General features: G+C 62.6%; 13 protein-coding genes and 1 tRNA gene. 10 read left to right on the top strand and 4 right to left on the bottom strand.

Translation table 11 applies throughout. The annotated features are described in order from the left end of the window. Positions 1 to 50: 50 nt before the first annotated feature. Complete coding sequence (locus ACNTAO_RS02015) at positions 51 to 1,118, top strand: phytoene/squalene synthase family protein (protein ID WP_435160276.1); 1,068 nt, start codon at positions 51 to 53, stop codon at positions 1,116 to 1,118. Between the two features lie 53 nt (positions 1,119 to 1,171). On the opposite strand, the gene ACNTAO_RS02010 is transcribed toward ACNTAO_RS02015, so the two are convergent. The 3 genes from ACNTAO_RS02010 to guaB all read right to left on the bottom strand — a co-directional run bounded on the left by ACNTAO_RS02010 (position 1,172) and on the right by guaB (position 5,473). Beyond that, on the bottom strand, positions 1,172 to 3,172 hold the full coding sequence (locus ACNTAO_RS02010) for a DEAD/DEAH box helicase (protein ID WP_435160275.1): 2,001 nt from the start codon (positions 3,170 to 3,172) through the stop codon (positions 1,172 to 1,174). Between the two features lie 114 nt (positions 3,173 to 3,286). Then, on the bottom strand, positions 3,287 to 3,871 hold the full coding sequence (locus ACNTAO_RS02005) for a HalX domain-containing protein (RefSeq protein WP_435160274.1): 585 nt from the start codon (positions 3,869 to 3,871) through the stop codon (positions 3,287 to 3,289). Between the two features lie 114 nt (positions 3,872 to 3,985). Then, complete coding sequence (gene guaB / locus ACNTAO_RS02000) at positions 3,986 to 5,473, bottom strand: IMP dehydrogenase (protein WP_435160273.1); 1,488 nt, start codon at positions 5,471 to 5,473, stop codon at positions 3,986 to 3,988. A 102-nt stretch (positions 5,474 to 5,575) separates the two neighbouring features. On the opposite strand from guaB, the gene ACNTAO_RS12470 reads away from it, so the two are divergent. From ACNTAO_RS12470 to ACNTAO_RS01970, 7 genes are all read left to right on the top strand, one after another. Beyond that, positions 5,576 to 5,890 (top strand): DUF8099 family protein, encoded by a 315-nt coding sequence (locus ACNTAO_RS12470; protein WP_496923235.1) that lies wholly within the window; start codon positions 5,576 to 5,578, stop codon positions 5,888 to 5,890. Then, a complete protein-coding gene (locus ACNTAO_RS01995; RefSeq protein WP_435160272.1) occupies positions 5,891 to 6,928 on the top strand; it encodes a DUF5794 domain-containing protein in 1,038 nt (345 codons plus the stop codon). 94 nt (positions 6,929 to 7,022) lie between these two features. Next, on the top strand, positions 7,023 to 7,247 hold the full coding sequence (locus tag ACNTAO_RS01990) for a DUF5795 family protein (protein ID WP_435160271.1): 225 nt from the start codon (positions 7,023 to 7,025) through the stop codon (positions 7,245 to 7,247). 63 nt (positions 7,248 to 7,310) lie between these two features. Further along, positions 7,311 to 7,484 (top strand) — tRNA-Trp (locus ACNTAO_RS01985). A gap of 274 nt (positions 7,485 to 7,758) precedes the next feature. Then, positions 7,759 to 8,247, top strand: a complete 489-nt coding sequence (gene nrdR / locus ACNTAO_RS01980) for a transcriptional regulator NrdR (protein WP_435160270.1) — start codon at positions 7,759 to 7,761, stop codon at positions 8,245 to 8,247. A 27-nt stretch (positions 8,248 to 8,274) separates the two neighbouring features. Then, positions 8,275 to 9,285: a ribonucleotide-diphosphate reductase subunit beta gene (locus ACNTAO_RS01975; RefSeq protein WP_435160269.1), complete on the top strand. Its 1,011-nt coding sequence runs from the start codon at positions 8,275 to 8,277 to the stop codon at positions 9,283 to 9,285. A gap of 2 nt (positions 9,286 to 9,287) precedes the next feature. Beyond that, entirely contained in the window at positions 9,288 to 10,976 is a 1,689-nt protein-coding gene (locus tag ACNTAO_RS01970) for a ribonucleoside-diphosphate reductase subunit alpha (protein ID WP_435160268.1), read from the top strand. 390 nt (positions 10,977 to 11,366) lie between these two features. Here ACNTAO_RS01970 and ACNTAO_RS01965 read toward each other — a convergent pair whose 3' ends face one another. Then, positions 11,367 to 12,083, bottom strand: coding sequence for an SDR family NAD(P)-dependent oxidoreductase (locus ACNTAO_RS01965; RefSeq protein ID WP_435160267.1), 717 nt, complete (start codon positions 12,081 to 12,083; stop codon positions 11,367 to 11,369). Between the two features lie 735 nt (positions 12,084 to 12,818). On the opposite strand from ACNTAO_RS01965, the gene ACNTAO_RS01960 reads away from it, so the two are divergent. Together ACNTAO_RS01960 and ACNTAO_RS01955 are read left to right on the top strand one after the other, a co-directional pair. Further along, positions 12,819 to 14,723 (top strand): ABC transporter ATP-binding protein, encoded by a 1,905-nt coding sequence (locus ACNTAO_RS01960; protein ID WP_435160266.1) that lies wholly within the window; start codon positions 12,819 to 12,821, stop codon positions 14,721 to 14,723. 506 nt (positions 14,724 to 15,229) lie between these two features. Continuing rightward, a complete protein-coding gene (locus ACNTAO_RS01955) occupies positions 15,230 to 16,582 on the top strand; it encodes an NtaA/DmoA family FMN-dependent monooxygenase (RefSeq protein WP_435160265.1) in 1,353 nt (450 codons plus the stop codon). Positions 16,583 to 17,190: the final 608 nt, after the last annotated feature.

The following is a 17,190-nucleotide window of genomic DNA, read 5'->3' as shown; positions in this document are numbered from 1 at the left end:
GCGTCCCACGAGGCTTTTTTATGGGTAGTGACGTAAACAGACGTAACTGAATGAGCGGACGAGAATACGGCCCCACCGACGCAGACCTCCAGTGGTGCCACGAAGCGGTCCAGGGCGTGTCTCGGACGTTTGCGCTGACCGTCGACGTGCTCGAAGAGCCGATGGCATCACACATCTGTCTCGGATACCTCCTCTGTCGGGTCGCCGACACCGTCGAAGACGCGGGACACATCCCGCCGGGGACACAGCGATCGCTGCTCGAGACGTACCGCGACGCGGTCGATCCGGACGAGCAGACAGACATCGCTGCCTTCCGGTCGGCGGTCGACGAGTGGCTCCCCGCGCCGAGTGAGCGTACCGACGACTGGGTCGTCGTCGCAGAGTCGCCGACGATCGTCGCGACCTTCGAGCAGTTCGCTCCCGAGGTACGGTCGGCGATCGTCCCGCCCGTGGTGGAGATGGTCGACGGCATGGCCATGTTCGTCGACCGTCACGCACACTGCGGCGGGCTCCGGATCGACGACCGCGACGAGCTCGAACAGTACTGTTACTACGCCGCCGGGACGGTCGGAACGCTCATCACGAACCTCCTCACGCGCGGCGACGTCGCCGACGAACGCGTCTCACGGCTCCGCGACACCGCCGAAGAGTTCGGTCTCCTCTTACAGCTGGTGAACGTCTCGAAGGACGTCTACGACGACTACACCGAGGAGAACAACGTCTACCTCCCCGCAGAGTGGTTGGCCGCCGAGGGCGTCGATCAAGAGTCGGTCGTCGACCCGGCACACCGGGATTCGGCTGCCCGAGTGGTCGGCCGCACGGCCGAGTACGCCCGATCGTTCCTCGACGACGCACAGATGTACCTCGAGAGTATGCCGCTCACACACGGAAACACGATGGAGGCGTGGACGGTCCCATACCTCCTCGCCGTCGGAACGCTCAGAGAGCTCCGGTCGCGGCCAGAGGACGCGCTCACCGAAGCCGGCGTGAAAGTCTCACGCCAGGAGGTGTTCGCCGTGATGGCCGTTGCCAGCGACGTCAGCCGCGAGTCACTCGCAGAGCTTCGCGAGACGATCGCTCGGACCCCGTACCACCGAGCGGCCGAGCCGGCCAACTGACTCCCCGATCGATCGGGTGTCACGCGAGTACGTGCGCGCGCCTGCGAATGCCCTCAGAGCCGGGACCGCGCCCGTGCTATCGCCGGAACCGACACGTCGATCGTCTCCGCGAGCGCGCCGGCCGCGCTCAACAACCACTCGGCGCGTTCGACCCGTGAGTCGAGGTCACCCGGCCCGAGCCGGTAGGATTCGACCAGCTCTTCGATCGTCGCGCCGTCGATCCACTCGTCGAGGATGCGGGCGGTCTTGACGGACTCGAGCCACGACTCGAAGTCGGCCGTCTCGCCCATGTTCGTCGTCAGGTGTGACGCGTTCGCTCTGGCGAACCGATACATCGACGCCCGCTCACGGCTGCCGAGGTACGTCTCCTGCATGTCCGGGGTGACACAGATCACCTCGAAGGCCGTGAGCGTCGTCGCCGCCTCCATGTGGCTCGCCGTTCGGAGCCCGTCGACGAGTGTAGTGCCCGTCTCGGGTCTGACGTACTGTTTCGAGGTCGTCTCGCCGATCGAGGTGGCGACCAGTCGGTAGTCGTCGACCCCGCCGGCTCGACGAACGAGTCCCATCTCGACGAGGTCGTCGACGGCCTCGGCGACGTCGTCGGCTAATCCTCCGGCACCCGTCTCGCGGGCGTAAAATGTCCCCTCGAAGACGTCGAGGATCTCCGCCTCGGTCGCTGCGAACCCGGTCGCAATGCCCGAGAGGACGTGAGTACGGAGCGAAGCCGGTTCGGTGAGCGTCGACTCTACGGCCTCGGGATCGCCCTCGACGTACCGGTCGACGAGTGCGTCACGGCTCGACGCCTCTCCGACGAGGATCGCCTCCCCGTGCGGGTCGAGTCCGGGGCGGCCAGCGCGACCGCACATCTGATGTACCTCGAGCGTCGGCAGCCACTCCATCGACGACCCCGTGTAGCGCCGCTGATCGCGGACGACGACGCGTCTAGCGGGGACGTTCACGCCGGCAGCGAGCGTCGGAGTAGCACACAGACACGCGATCTCGCGGTCCCGGAAGGCCCGTTCGACGGCTGCTCGATGTCCCGAGCGGAGTCCAGCGTGGTGAAACGCGACGCCCGACTGCACGCACTCGGCGAGCGTCCGCCCCGTTACCGTGCCGTCGACGTCTCGAACGGCGTCTGCGGCCGTCGCCGCCACCGACTCGATTCCCATCGTCTCGGCGAGGTCGTCTGCTGCGAGCCGCTCTGCGAGTTGGGCCGCCTCGGCCCGCGACCGCACGAACGCCAGACACTGGCCGCCCGCTGCGACGGTCTCGGCGACGAGTGCGGCGGTGATCGACGTCTCGTCGACCGCTGCGTCCGCTTCAATCGAGGGGACATCCTCGGTCGAGTCGGCTCCACTGGGCGTCTCGGCACGTGCCGTCGGCGCAGGGACGTCGACCGCCGTCTCGGTGCCGTCGTCGAACGTGACGCTGTCTCCGACACAGACGCCGGTACGCAGTGACACTGGCCGCCAGTCGGACTCGACGAGCGTCGCGTCGAGCCAGTCGGCAATCGCCTCGGGGTTGTCGACGGTCGCCGAGAGCGCGACGACCTGCACACCGGGGTTGCGCCGCTGAAGCGTCGCCAACGTGACTTCGAGGGTCGGTCCGCGCCGCTCCGCGTCGAGGAGATGGACCTCGTCGACGACGACGCACGCGAGGTCGTCGACCCACGTCGCGCCGTTCCGGATCGCCGAGTCGACCTTCTCTGCTGTCGCGACGACGAGGTCGTGGCCGGCCAGCTCCTCTGCGCTCGCGTCGAAGTCACCCGTCGAGATACCCACGTCGACGTCCGGTAGCGACGCAAACGTCTCGTACTTCTCGCGAGCCAACGCACGGAGCGGACACACGTACAACCCCGGACCGTCGGCCGTGACGAGCGCTAGCTGGGCGACGAGCGTCTTTCCAGAGGCCGTCGGCATCGCGGCCACGACGCTCTCACCCTCACAGACGCCCGCCTCGACGGCCGCAGCCTGTGGGGGATAGAGCTCGGTTATCCCACGCTCGTGGAGGTGGTCGACCGTGGGCGCGGCGAGCGGTAACGAGGTGAGACGCATCTGTGTGTACGTTCGCCGTGATCGTACTTAAGCCGTCGCCAGCGACGTCTACCGGTCGATTTCGGGACACCGACGGGACGTTCGGCGTCACGACCAGCGTTCGGTGTGACGTGATCAGGCGTCGACGTCGAACTCGCGAAAGAGCCCTTCGAAGTCGTCGGTCTCTGCGACTGCCTCGAGCGAGTCGTCCACGTCCGCGCGAAGCGTCTCGATCTCCTCGGTGAGTGCCTGATACTCCTCGTTGTCGGCGAGTTCGCTCGCGCTCTTTTCTGCTTCGAGCATCGCTTTCTTCGAGGTCAACGCGAAGAGGTCCTGGACGCCCGTGTCGTACTCGCCGCGTTGTAACAGCCCCTCGACCGTCTCACGGAGGGTGTCGCTCGCGACCGGCTTGACGAGATAGTCGTCGAACCCCATCTCGAGGATGTCGAAGTCGGGTTCGACGGCGGTGACCATCGCGACGCGGCAGTCGACACCACGCTCTCTGACGGCGGCGAGCACTTCGTCACCGGAGAGCCCCGGCATCCGACGGTCTAAGAGGATGGCGTCTACGGTGCCGTCGACGTCGTCGAGGACGTCCAACGCCTCGTGGCCGCCGTACGCCGTCCGAACCCGATACTCGTCGCCCAACCACGCGGCGTACAGATCGGCTAAGTCGGGTTCGTCTTCGACGACCAAGACGAGCGGCTGTGATTCACTCATGCCTCACCCGAGCGACGAGTTCGCTCACATTCACACACTGGCCGCGAGACATATGAAGATACCCCTTCCGGGCAACCGCACGGCGGCAGCCGGGTGACGGGCCGGCACGGACCGTCACTCGTTCGGACTGTAGTTCGGTGCCTCGTCTGTGATCATCACGTCGTGCGGGTGGCCCTCGGTCTGTCCGGCACTCGAGACACGGACGAACCGGGCGCGGTCGTGGACGTCGGGGATCGTCTCTGCACCGACGTACCCCATTCCCGACCGCATCCCTCCAACGAGTTGGTGCAGTTCCGAGGCGAGTGTCCCCGTGTACGGCGTCGCCGCCTCGACGCCTTCCGGCACGAACTCCTCGTCGCCGTCGTCGTCTTTGAGGTAGCGGTCGCCGCCGCCGGACTTCATCGCACCCACAGAGCCCATCCCGCGATACTGCTTGTACTTCTTCCCCTGCATGGTGATCACCCGACCGGGCGCTTCTTCGGTTCCTGCGAAGTACGATCCGAGCATCACTGCGTTCGCTCCTGCAGCGATAGCTTTGATCGCGTCGCCGGAGTACCGGATTCCGCCGTCGGCGATCACCGGTACGCCGTGGTCGGCGGCGACGTCGGCGACCTCTGCGACGGCGGTCACCTGTGGCATTCCCGCGCCGCTCACGACGCGCGTCGTGCAGATCGATCCCGGACCGATGCCGACCTTCAGTCCGTCGGCGAAGCCGACCGCGGCCTCGGCCGCCTCTCGCGTGCCGACGTTACCGACGACGACGTCGGCGTCGACCGTCGACTTGATCGCCTCCGCCGACTCGAGCACGTTCAGATTGTGTGCGTGTGCACAGTCGATGAAGAGGACGTCGGCGCCGGCCTCGTCGGCTGCGACCGCACGCGCCTCCTCGAACGGTCCGACGGCGACGCCGACGACCAGCCGTCCGGCGTCGTCGCGGGCGGCCTGCTCGTGTTCGCGTCGCTGGAGGATACCCTGCATCGTCACGAGCCCGGAGAGGTGGTCATCGTCGTCGACGACGGGAACGCGTTCGATCTTGTGGTCGTACATCAACTCGAGCGCCTCACGCGCGTCGACGGACTCTGGTGCCGTGATGACTTCGTCGGTCATTGCCTCGCCGACGGCGTCCTCCTCGCCGACTTCGAGGTACGGTCGAATGTCGGTCCCAGAGATGATCCCGAGCACGACGTCGTCGTCGTCGACGACGGGCGCTCCCGAGACGCCTTCGCGTTCCATGCGCTCGTCTGCCTCCCGGACCGTGTTCTCCGGGGCGACGGTGACGACGCTGTCGCGCCGGATGATCAGCTCGTGAGCACGCTTGACGCGTTCGACCTCGGCTGCCGTCTCTTCGACGGTCATGTTTCGGTGAAGCACGCCGAGTCCGCCCTCTCGAGCCATCGCTATCGCCATCTCGCTTTCGGTGACCGTGTCCATCGCCGCCGAGAGCACCGGGAGGGTTATTTCGACGTGTTTCGAGACCGTCGTCGTGAGGTCGGCATCGTCGGGCTCGACGCGACTCTCGCGTGGCCGGAGCAGTACGTCGTCGAAGGTCAACGCCTCGGGGACCTCGAGTTTCGCAGAGAACGGGTCGGGTTCCGTCGCCATGTAAGCCGTCGTGAGGGCGTCGGCAAAAGCGTTGTGAGTCAGCACATCCGTGCGTGGGTGTCTCACTCTACGGGGACCCGATATCCACGTTCGTGCCCGTCGATGGCTCGCGTCGGGTGCCGTTCGACGACGCAGATCGACCACTGGTCTGAACGTCGTGCGGATGAGACTCACACAATACTTAACATCACCGGAACGGGTAATACCCGTATGGACTCCGACAGTCCCAAAAACGCCCGTATCGCCGGTCAGCCGACGCTCGAGTTCGGCGGACGCTTTACACCCGGCAATGCGTGCGCGTTTACACCGTGGACTGGTCGGGCCCTCGTCGGCGCCGACGTCGGTGGCCGCAGCGGCGGCCATCGGCGGTCGTCCGCGTCTCACCGCGCGCCCCGCGGGTACGGGCATCGTCCCTGAATGAGCGTCTCGAAACACCCGGTTGCCCTCCAGCTTGAGCAGCGCGTCGGCGGGGCGACGAAGCTCCTGGCGACGGTGATGGCGCTGCCGCTCGTCGACGGCATCTTCGCCGCGCTCGTCGTCGCTGGCGTCTTGGCCTCACCGGTTGGCGTGCTCGAGACCGGAATCCTCATCTTCGGTGGGTCGGCGACGATCGCCGTGATCCTCGCCGAGATGGATGGCAGCCGCCGAGAGATGGTCGTGTCGGTGTTGACCATCGGGGCGATCATCATCCCGATCGCCGCCGTGGAGGCCGCCCTCGCACCGACGCTCAGGGGCGTACTGGAGCTCGCCATCTTCGAGCGGTTCGCCGGACTCGTGATCCTCTCTATCGCGGCTCGAACCGCGAGTGCCGAGTTCGGCCGGTACCTCCCCGGACCGGCCGTGATCATCGGGCTCGGGCTCGTCGCGAGCCTCGACCCGAGCGGGTTCGCGATCGAGACCTCGACCGAGTACGTGCTCAACGGGACTGCGGCAGCCGCGGTTGGCGTCGGCTTCGCACTCGTCGTCGCCATCTTGTCGCCGCATCTGCGGGGCCGGGTCGACATCGACCGATTCCGGTTCGGCTCGTCGGTCGCCCTCGGCGTGCTCGCACTGCCGATCCTGTTGCGGCCGTTCGGGATGATGCAAACCGAGGTACCGGTCGCACTGGCGGTGCTCGCGGTCACTGCGCTCTTCGCGTACGATCCGAACGCCGAACACGCGACTGCGGCCCGCCCGGCCGGTGGCGACACTCCGGCCGTCGGTGACGGAGGAGACCCGGAAGGAGTCGGCGACGACGGCGATACGGGCGAAGACGCTCCCGATCGGAACGACGAGGACGGTGGCACGCGAGACGACGACGACGGAAACGGAGACACTGACGTCGACGACGCGCCGGCTGGCACCCCGTACCCGGGTGGGCTCGTCGACGAGCACGTCGGCGCCGCCAGTGAGCCGGCAGACGACGACGGTGACGATCCGTTTGCCGACGACGACTCCCGAGCGCCGTGGATGTGAGCTGCGGTGAGACGACGCGTCTGGCGCTCGCCTTCGACCGGAGTCGGTAGACGGGCTCCGACGGGATTTAGGTGCCGCGGCCGGAACAACTGGTATGAGCAATCGCGTCGTGCAGGGTCGAATGGTGACGCCGGGGAAGCTCGCCGAGCTGATCGAAGGCGGCGACGTTCTCGAAGCAGAGGCGATAACGGACGCCGACCGCGCGTGCCCCGACTGCGGTGGGGACGTCATCTCTGTCGGCTACATGCCGAGCGTCACCGAGTTCGTGACCGGCTACAAGTGTCAAGAGTGCGATTGGAGCGACGACGACCGGGAATGACGACGAGGCCCGATCGAAATTCATTTACCCGCGTTTCCATACCGTTCAGACGCGACACACGACGGGGCTGTGGCCAAGCCAGGCATGGCGACTGACTCCAGAGGCCGCGCCCGGGACGACACTCCAGACTGATATACCGAGCGGGCGACTGATCATCGCTCGTGTTGACGACCCTCTGGAGTTCCGAGGCGCGCCGGAGATATCAGTCGATCGGGGGTTCAAATCCCTCCGGCCCCATTACATATCGTACACTTTTTAGAGTTATCTGACACGTTCCGCGCACAGTGCACCGTCACCGCGGAGGTGCACAGATGACCGACGAGTTTGACAAACTCGATCAGACGACTCCTGTCCGTGGTGGTGCCACACGGGCCGGATAACAAATTTATTTGAACTAGTGCAATCGGACCAGTAGTATTTAGTACTGGGCCCGACATGGCATATATCGTGGCGGACTCAGAGACCCCACATATACAGCAGCAATAGGCCGAATACTCCGACCAGTACCCGCATGAACTGCCCAGACTGCGATAATGACCGCACGAGCGTCCTCGATACTGGCTCGAACGCGAGTGGGGACACTGTGCGGCGGCGGCGCGAATGTTGTCGGTGCTCGTTCCGATTTACCACGTACGAGCGACCAGAGTGGGACTCGCTCCAAGTGAAAAAGCGGGACGGAGACATTGAGCCATACGACAAGGAGAAACTCCGTACTGGCATCGCTCGCGCCGTAGAAAAACGGCCGATAACAGACGAGCAGGTTACAGAACTGCTAGAGACCGTCGAGACAGAGCTGCAGGACGAAGGCGAACGGATTATCGCGTCGAGTTTGATCGGTGACCTCGTCTCCGAGAACCTCCGCACGCTCGATCAGGTAGCTTACATCCGGTTCGTCTCAGTGTACAAGGCGTTCTCTGAGCCGCAAGAGTTCCTCAGAGAGCTCGATGCGGTCTTAGATGCAGAGATAGACGACTTCGACGATCCGAACAGATCACAATGAGACAGACGCACACGAAACAGACACACGATGAGTAAGACCGAAACCACACGTGGAGAAGAAGAGTCCGACATCTTCTCAGAGCGCACGCACTTGAAACCGTACGAGTACGGCGACTTCTGCGACTACACTGACGCGATACGGAACAGTTACTGGGTCCATACGGAGTTCAACTTCTCAGGCGACGTCCAAGACTTCAAGGTCAATACGACGTCCACCGAGAAGACCGTCATCAAGCGGACGATGCTGGCTATCGCACAGATCGAAGTGCAGGTGAAAACCTTCTGGAGTGATATCTACGAAGAAATGCCCAAGGCCGAAGTCGGAAACGTCGGGATGACCTTCGCAGAGAGCGAGGTGCGACATATGGATGCCTACAGCCACTTGCTCGAGATACTTGGCATCGAAGACGACTTCGAGCAGCTGACCGAGGTGCCGGCCATCCAGAACAGAATCGAGTATCTCGATCGGTGTCTGGAAACCAACGGGGGAGATGATAAACGGGAGTACGTGAAGAACATCCTCTTATTCAGCACGTTCGTCGAGCACGTCTCACTGTTCAGCCAGTTCCTGATCATGACGAGCTTCGACAAGTACGAAAAGAAGTTCAAGGGGATTGCGAACGCCGTCGAAGCAACCAGCAAGGAAGAACAGATCCACGGGCTATTCGGGGTCGAACTAGTCGAGACGATCAAAAAAGAACACCCCGACATGTTCGACGACGAACTCGAAGCAGACGTTCAAGAGGCCTGTCAGCAGGCCTACGAGGCCGAGATGGACATCCTCGACTGGATATTCGAGGACGGCGAGTTGGAGTTCCTCCCGCGAGCACACGTCGACGAATTCCTGAAAGACCGGTTTAATCAAAGTCTCGAGAACGTCGACGTGGACGCAGTGTTCGATACAGACGATGATCTACTGGAGGAAACTCGGTGGTTCGACGAAGATATCATGATGACCAAGGACAACGACTTCTTCAGCAAGCGGTCGACTACATACAACAAACACACACAGAGCGTCACAGCAGAGGAGATGTTCTAATAATGTCGCAAGCAGAACTCACAGCCGTTGAAAAAGAACACCAAGAGCCGTTCTACTGGTTGAACGACGACAGCATCGCGTTCCTTCGAGAGGGATACCTGCTCGAGGGTGTCGATCCGAAAGAACGAATCAGACAGATCGCAGCGAACGCCGAAGCGATCCTCGACGACGACGGCTTTGCAGACCGGTTTTACGAGTACATGAGCCGAGGGTATTACAGCCTCGCCAGCCCGATCTGGGCGAACTTCGGGTTAGACAGAGGCCTCCCCATCAGCTGCTTCGGCAGTCATATCGAAGACAACATGGAGAGCATCCTCTACACCCACGCCGAGGTGGGTGAGATGACGAAGCTCGGCGGTGGCACGAGCGGATACTTCGGTGAAATACGTCCACGAGGGAGCCCGATCACGAACAACGGAAAGAGCAACGGCAGTTACAGCTTCACGGAGCTCTTCGACACTGCGATCAACGTCGTCAGTCAGGGTGAAACTCGGAGGGGCCAGTTCGCGGGCTACATCGACGTCGAGCACGACGACCTCGACGAGTGGCTCAACATCAAGACCGAAGGCGACCCGGTGCAAGACATCTACTACGGCGTCATCATCGGCGACGACTGGTTCCAAGAGATGGTCGACGGCGACACGGCGAAGCGAGAGAAGTGGGCGAAGATCGTCGAGACGCGGATCAATATCGGCGTCCCATACATCATCTTCAGGGGCAACATGAACGAGGGGAAGCCGCAGGTGTACAAAGACAAAGACTACCAGATCAATGCGTCGAACCTGTGTACTGAGATCGCGCTCCCCGCCACCCCCGATGAGAGTTTCGTCTGCTGTCTCTCGTCGATGAACGCGCTCCACTACGACGAGTGGAAGGACACTGACGCAGTCGAGACGCTGACCCGCTTCCTCGATGCTGTGATGGAGGAGTTCATCCAGAAAACTGAAGGGACACAGTTCATGGAACGAGCTGTGCGATTTGCCAAACGGCACCGCGCTATCGGCATCGGTGTCCTCGGATGGCACAGCTATCTCCAGAGCAACATGATCCCGTTCGACAGCATGGAAGCGATGCAAAAGAACGAGGCCGTGTTTCACACGATCAAAGAAAAGAGCTACGCAGAGAGTGAACGGCTCGCCGACGAGTTTGGCGAACCAGCGGTACTCGAAGGGTACGGGCGGCGGAACACGACGACGATGAGCGTCGCCCCGACAAAGTCGAGCAGCGTTATCCTCGGGCAGGTAAGCCCAAGCATCGAACCACTGAAAGCGAACTACTTCGTGAGAGACAGCGCGAAGCTCAAATCGACGCAAAAAAATCGATTCCTCGAAGCGATCTTGGAAGAGCGCGGCAAGAACAGCAGAGAGACCTGGGACAGTATCGCAAGTCGAGATGGGAGCGTACAACATCTTGATTGCCTAACAGATAAAGAGAAGGACGTGTTCAAGACGATGGCCGAGATCCCACAGATGGCCATCATCAACCAGGCAGCGCAGAGACAGGAGTACATCGATCAGGCACAGAGTATCAACGTCTCGATCGATCCAAGTGAAGTCAGCACGAAGGAGATCAACCAACTCTACATCGATGCGTGGGAGAAGGGTGTCAAGAGTCTCTACTATCAAAAAAGTGTGAACGCCGCACAGAAGTTCAGCCGAAATATCCTCGAATGTAAGGCCTGCGAGAGCTGATACTATACTGCACAAGAGGGCGGTTCATCGACAATCACGCCGACAGTGATGGTTCGGATGCGTTCCCGAGCGACTTGGTCGGTTCGCCCTCGACGGTGACCGCGTCGTCCGGACCACGAGCGGTTTGCTGTCACCTTCTTCGCGAGCGCGAACGACACGGTACGTTTTTACTCGTGACGCCGTCATCGGCGTCGCTGCCGGCGATGTGTCTGGCGGCCAACTCTCCGTCGTTCGCGTACTCCCAGTCGCGGAGCGCATCTTTCCGAATGGTCACTCTACCGGCCCGATCGCAAACGAATACACCGTCGTGACCCTCGGGTCGTATCGCTCGGCGTCACGTCGCTACGTGGCCGACCCACGTCCGATACCGTCACGACCTTCGTGCCAGTGCTACCACGGAACGATCTCGTTGTCTTTCCAGAGGTGTCCTGCTGGACTACTCGGGCGAAAGCGGGCGAGCCAGACGGGCGTCTCAGCCCCCTCTGCAGGCGTTCGAGGGGCGTCTTCACCACCCATGTCGGTGCGAACCCATCCTGGAGACACTGCGTTCGCGACGAGACCCTCGTCGCCGTACTCTGCGTCGAGGTACGCTGTCAGCCCACCCGCCCCGACCTTTGAGATACGGTACGCTGGATACTGACCACCCATCTGTCCCTCGGTGAACTGACCGAGTCCCGAAGAGAGCGTCACCACGCGGCTCCCAGGCTCCTCAAGCAGAAGTGGGAGCGCGTGTTTCGTCACCGAGACCGGGCCACGAAGGTTCACGTCGAGCGTGTCGTCGAATGCATCCAGATCGAGCTCGTGGAGCGGACCTGTCTCCGGAAAGATCCCAGCGTTGTTCACGAGAATCGTCAGCCGACCCTGTTCGCGCCGAATCGTATCGATCGCCGACTCGATTGCCGCATCGTCTGTTACGTCGAGTGTGAGTGGCTGCTGGTCCGGTGCGGTGACGTCGCCGCGCGTGCGTGCGCCAGCGTACACCGTCGCGCCGAGCTCCGTGAGCGCTGCTGCAATCTCGGCCCCGATCCCCCGCGTTGCGCCGGTGACGAGCGCGACGTCGTCGGTGAGGTCTGATTTGATCTCGACGGTTTCGGTTGGACTCGCCATACGAGTCCCTCGGCCTCAGCACAGTAGAGCACAGCGGTGTGTCAGACGTCGTGCACGCACTGCTGTCGACGCGTAGGCCTCCGCCCACACGACGTTGATGCCAGCGGACTGAATGCGCACGCGATACTCGGGCACAGTGGCCCGAGGCTGTTATTTGCTCCCTCAGCCGTGCGTAGTACTCCCTGCTCGGCCAGCGAGCAGATGGGGGTGGGCGGCTTACGCGTCTCGACCCGGACAGACGCGCCACCCCCACCTGCGGCTGGGTTTTGTGCGTCCGGTAATCCGCGTCGTTGCCGTTGAGTTTCGCCTTCTCACGCCACGTGGTATCTATCGACGCCTTCCGGTCGGCGTGGTCGTGACCACCTCACACTCGTCGTTCGTACAGTGGAACCGTCGTCCCTGCCGATACCCACGCTCACCACAGCACTAACGCGTCTTCGAGTGTACTAGGTATCCACAGCGTCTGTCGGCATCTTGTCACATTGGCTTGGTCGAGATGCACTTCTCGAACTTGTAGAACGGCAGTTTGTGCGACAGGCGGTTAACATACGCAGCATATTGCACTTGATCGCGGATACCGAACGTGTCCCCGAACGCGATAATCCGGTTCGAGAAGTCCATACCGTGCGTCTAACACGAAGCGACTCCAGGACCGGCAACACGCCGACCAATGCGGGCCGGCAGTACCGATGCGATGTCACCGGATACTTGTGCGCGAGAACGGTACCGATCACAGTGACTGACGATCACGGTGGATTCGAGCACGTTCGGGAGAACGTCGACGGCCACCCGATGGTGCGTTTACTCGGCTACGCCAAGCGCTACTGGCCGACCCTCACGCTCGGCGTGCTTGCGGCGTTCCTCACTCGGTTCGCTCGACTTGTCCCCCCGATCGTCGTCGCGGCAGCCATCGATCGAGCGATCCGCGGTTCGGCCGACGCGGGTCTGTTGACCGACGTGGGGTTGCTGCCGCAGGGTGAGATCACCGGCGAGGCGGCTCGCCTCGCGCTACTCGAACAGCTCGTGCTCATCGCGGTTCTTGCGTACCTGGTCCGGTCGGTCGCCCGTTTCGTCTCCCGGTATCTGCTTCAAGCGACGGCACAGAAGGTCCAGCGTGATCTGCGAAACGACACCTACGGCCATCTCCAGCGACTCTCTATGGATTTCTTCGCCGACCATCAGACCGGCGGCATGATGTCGATCCTCAACAGCGACATCAATCGGCTCGAGCAGTTTCTCAACACGGAGTTCCGACAACTCATCCGTGTGGTCGCGACGGTCGGTGGGATCGCGGTCATCCTCTGGACGTACTCGCCGAAGCTCGCGCTCGTCGCGCTAGCACCGGTCCCGATCATCGGACTGGCTAGCAGCCAGTTTCTCACCTGGATCGAGCCTCGATACAAATCGATCCGTGAGACCGTCGCTCGACTGAACACGCGGCTCGAAAACAACCTCGGTGGTGCTGCGGTGATCAAGGCGTTCGACCGATACGGCTTCGAGCAACGTCGGGTCGCGGAGCAGAGCGAGGCGTACCACGACGAGAAGGTCGGGGCGCTTCGAATCCGACGTGGATTCTTCGCCACCTTGCGGCTGTTGACGGGCGTCGTGTTCGTCCTCGTTCTCTACGTCGGTGGGACCGATGTCATCACCGGCGTCCCTGGCGAGGCAGGGGCGTTGACCCTCGGAGGGTTCGCGCTATTTTTTCTCCTGTTGCGGCGGCTCTACTCGCCGATGCGTCGGGTCGGAAAGTCGGCGAACAAGTACCAGCTCGCGAAGTCTAGTGCTGAGCGCGTGTTTGGGTTGCTCGGCCGCGAACCCACGATCACCAGCCCCGAACAGGCGTACGTCCCAGCGTCGATCGACGGGGGAGTCACGTTTGATGCCGTCACCTTCGCTTACGGCGACCGTGAGCCCGTGCTTCACGACGTCTCGCTCGACGTTCCGTCGGGAACGACTATCGGACTCGCTGGGGCGACCGGGGCGGGTAAATCGACACTCCTGAAGCTCATTCTTCGGTTTCACGACGTCAACGAAGGGGTCGTCCGAGTCGATGGGACCGACGTCCGAGAGTACGATCTCCAGTCGTTGCGAGACGCTATCGCTATCGTCGAGCAGAATCCCTACCTGTTTTCGGGAACTGTCGCGGAGAATATCGCGTACGGCGACCGCGAGACGCTGGAGGCCGAGTGGCTGGAGGGCTCCGACGAGAGCGCGCGGGCCAGAGTCGAGCGGGCGGCTGCGGCCGCCGCGGCCGACGAGTTTATCAGAGACCTGCCCAGCGGATACGACACTCGAGTTGGCGAGCGAGGTATCAAGCTCTCTGGTGGCCAGCGTCAACGCCTCGCCATCGCTCGGGCACTGCTCAATGACCCCGAGATAATCGTCTTCGACGAGGCGACGTCAGACGTCGACACAGAGACCGAGGAACTGATCCAAGAAAGTCTCGAGCGGCTAGTCGAGGAGCGAACCGCGTTCGTCATCGCCCACCGGCTTTCGACGATTCAGAACGCCGACGAGATCGTCGTGATGGATCAGGGTCAGATCGTCGAGCGGGGGGTTCACGAGGAACTGATCGCGGCTGGGGGGACGTACGCGAACCTCTGGCAGGGGCAAGCTGAGGCTTCTCCTGCCGACGACTGACTCTCGGTACGGTTTCGTCGGCACACGACACTGACTCTCCGCTGGTCGGTGAGCTGAACGGCTGGCCCAGTCTACCGGTGCGAATTGGGCCGACCGACACGAGCACAGAGGCCGTGTCCGGGGAGAGACCGACCACCTCAGCGGTGGCCGTGGTCTGGACCTGCACTCGTGACCGCACAACTGAGACTGTCCACGTGAGCGGATGAGCACTGACGAGCGAGCCGCTCGCAGACGAGTGCTCGAAGGCAGCGTCGGACGTGTACCGAGCCGTTGATACACGCGGGGACGCCCGGGTGGTCTCCCGCCACTGTGTGTAGTAGCTACTATACAGCCGTGCCAAACGTGGCGTCACCGAGCTTGAAGATGGTGACACGCCGGCAACGTGATTCCAAGACGACGATCGGACTCGTCGACACGAGGTGGTGATCGACGATGGGTAGGCGCGTGTGCGATCAGTTCTTACGGAGTGCGTGAGGTATAATCGGTTCCGCCTCGTCCTACCACGTATGTTCGATCTCTTTGCGTACCTCAACTGTAGTCACTCTCCGACGGTCGAAGATGCGTGGCAGCTCTCGGACCACACCCAGCCCGACGGGTATACCGACGTAGCGTTCTGGACGGACCTGGCGGAGCTGCTCGAGGACGGTGGTTTCACAGGAATGTTTTTCGCCGATGCGTACAACGTTGCGAACAACTATCAAGGAAGCATCGATCCGACCGTTCGACGCGGCGAACAACTTCCCGAGAACGACCCGTTACCGTTGTTGTCTGCAGTGGCAGCGGTCACAGAACGGATCGGACTCGTGACAACGGCTTCGACCTCGCTGTACCCGCCATATCTGCTCGCAAAGAAGCTCTCGACGATCGACGACCTCACCGACGGTCGTGTCGGGTGGAACGTCGTCACGTCCGCCGGCCAGCTCGAATTCGAGAACGTCGTCGGGGAGTACGTCCCTCACGACGAGCGGTACGAGCGAGCCGACGAGTTCATGCGAGTGTGCTACGCCCTGTGGGAAGACTCTTGGGAGGCGGACGCTATCCTGCGAGACCCGGAGACCGGTACGTTCGCCGATCCGAACGCGGTGTCGTTCATCGACCACGACGGGGCTGCGTACGAGGTCCCTGGCCCACACATGTGTGCGCCGACCCCACAGCGAACGCCGGTCCTGTTTCAAGCCGGGCAGTCCGATAGCGGTCGCGCGTTTGCAGCTCGTCACGCTGAGGCGCTGTTCTCGTTTCACCTCTCTCGCACTGCGTTCCAGTCGTACGCTCGTGACGTGCGAGAACAGATGCGTGCGACCGGTCGCTCCCGTGATCAGTACCGGCTGTACCCGGCGGTGACGCCGTACGTCGCGTCGACGACTGCCGCCGCGGAACGGTTCCATCGAGAGGTAGTCGAGACGATCCTCCCCGAGACGGGACTCGTGCGACTGTCGAATCATCTTAACCACGATTACAGTCGGTACGACCGTGACGCTCCGTTGGAGGCGATCGACGCAGACGGCATCAGGGGTGCACTCCAGGCGTTCGTCGCCGACGACCGCGATTGGACGGTCGGTGAGGCGGCCATCAGATACGCGCGCTATCCGACCGCTGAACTCGTCGGCACCCCCGAGACGGTCGCGAACGAGCTAGAGCGGTGGGGAGAAGCCGGCGCAGACGGGTTCGTCATAATGGGTCCTGTCGTTCCTCGCACCTTTCGAGCGGTGTGTACGGACCTCGTTCCAGAACTGCACGCCCGTGGGCACGTCCCATCGAGGAATACCCTGGATGGTACCCAGCCGCAGACGTTACGAGAGCGGCTCTTCGGGTCGTCACTCCTCCCCGAGTCGCACCCTGGACGTGTAGACCCCGACTGATCTCCTCCACGTGCGCCCGCTGAACCGTGACCGAACTGCGTTCGATTCTCTACGCGGCTGGATGGGCGCTGCAGGGACGATAGCTTGTTACGGAAACCTGATATCTCTAACGTTTAGGATTCCTCCACGTTCACGCGGAGGAGGGTGCGAGGAACGCATCCCTCCTGTGGCAATCAATAGAGGACCACTCGGACAACCCATAGCGACTCCGTTGACATCCTCCCCGCGCTGAAGCGCGAGGATTCCTTCGTGGGGCGTCGGGCCGTCCGACGCAACCCCGAAGGCAACTTCCTCACCCCGCGTGGTGAGTACCGGTTCGTGCGCTACACGTCGGCCCTCGAAACGAGGGTATGGCGTATTCGGCGTCCGAGAGGGACGTGGTATCCGCTTATGCCGTACCCGATACCGCCTAAACTGGGGCGTCCAAATACCGGGCAACCACCCACCTTTGAACAGTGGGCGGACACGGGTCGTGCCATCGACCGTACTCCGCCTTCGTCGGCGGAGTACAACCGCGAACGGGGCGTGTTTTGGTGTGCTGTCGCCCCCTCGTGTGCGCGGTCATTGCCGACCGTCTCCAGTGACGGGTAGGGGCACTGTGAGGACGA

This window comes from Halorubrum zhoui (assembly GCF_051194155.1).
GTDB lineage: Archaea > Halobacteriota > Halobacteria > Halobacteriales > Haloferacaceae > Halorubrum.
This window is presented reverse-complemented; position numbering and strand designations above follow the sequence as displayed.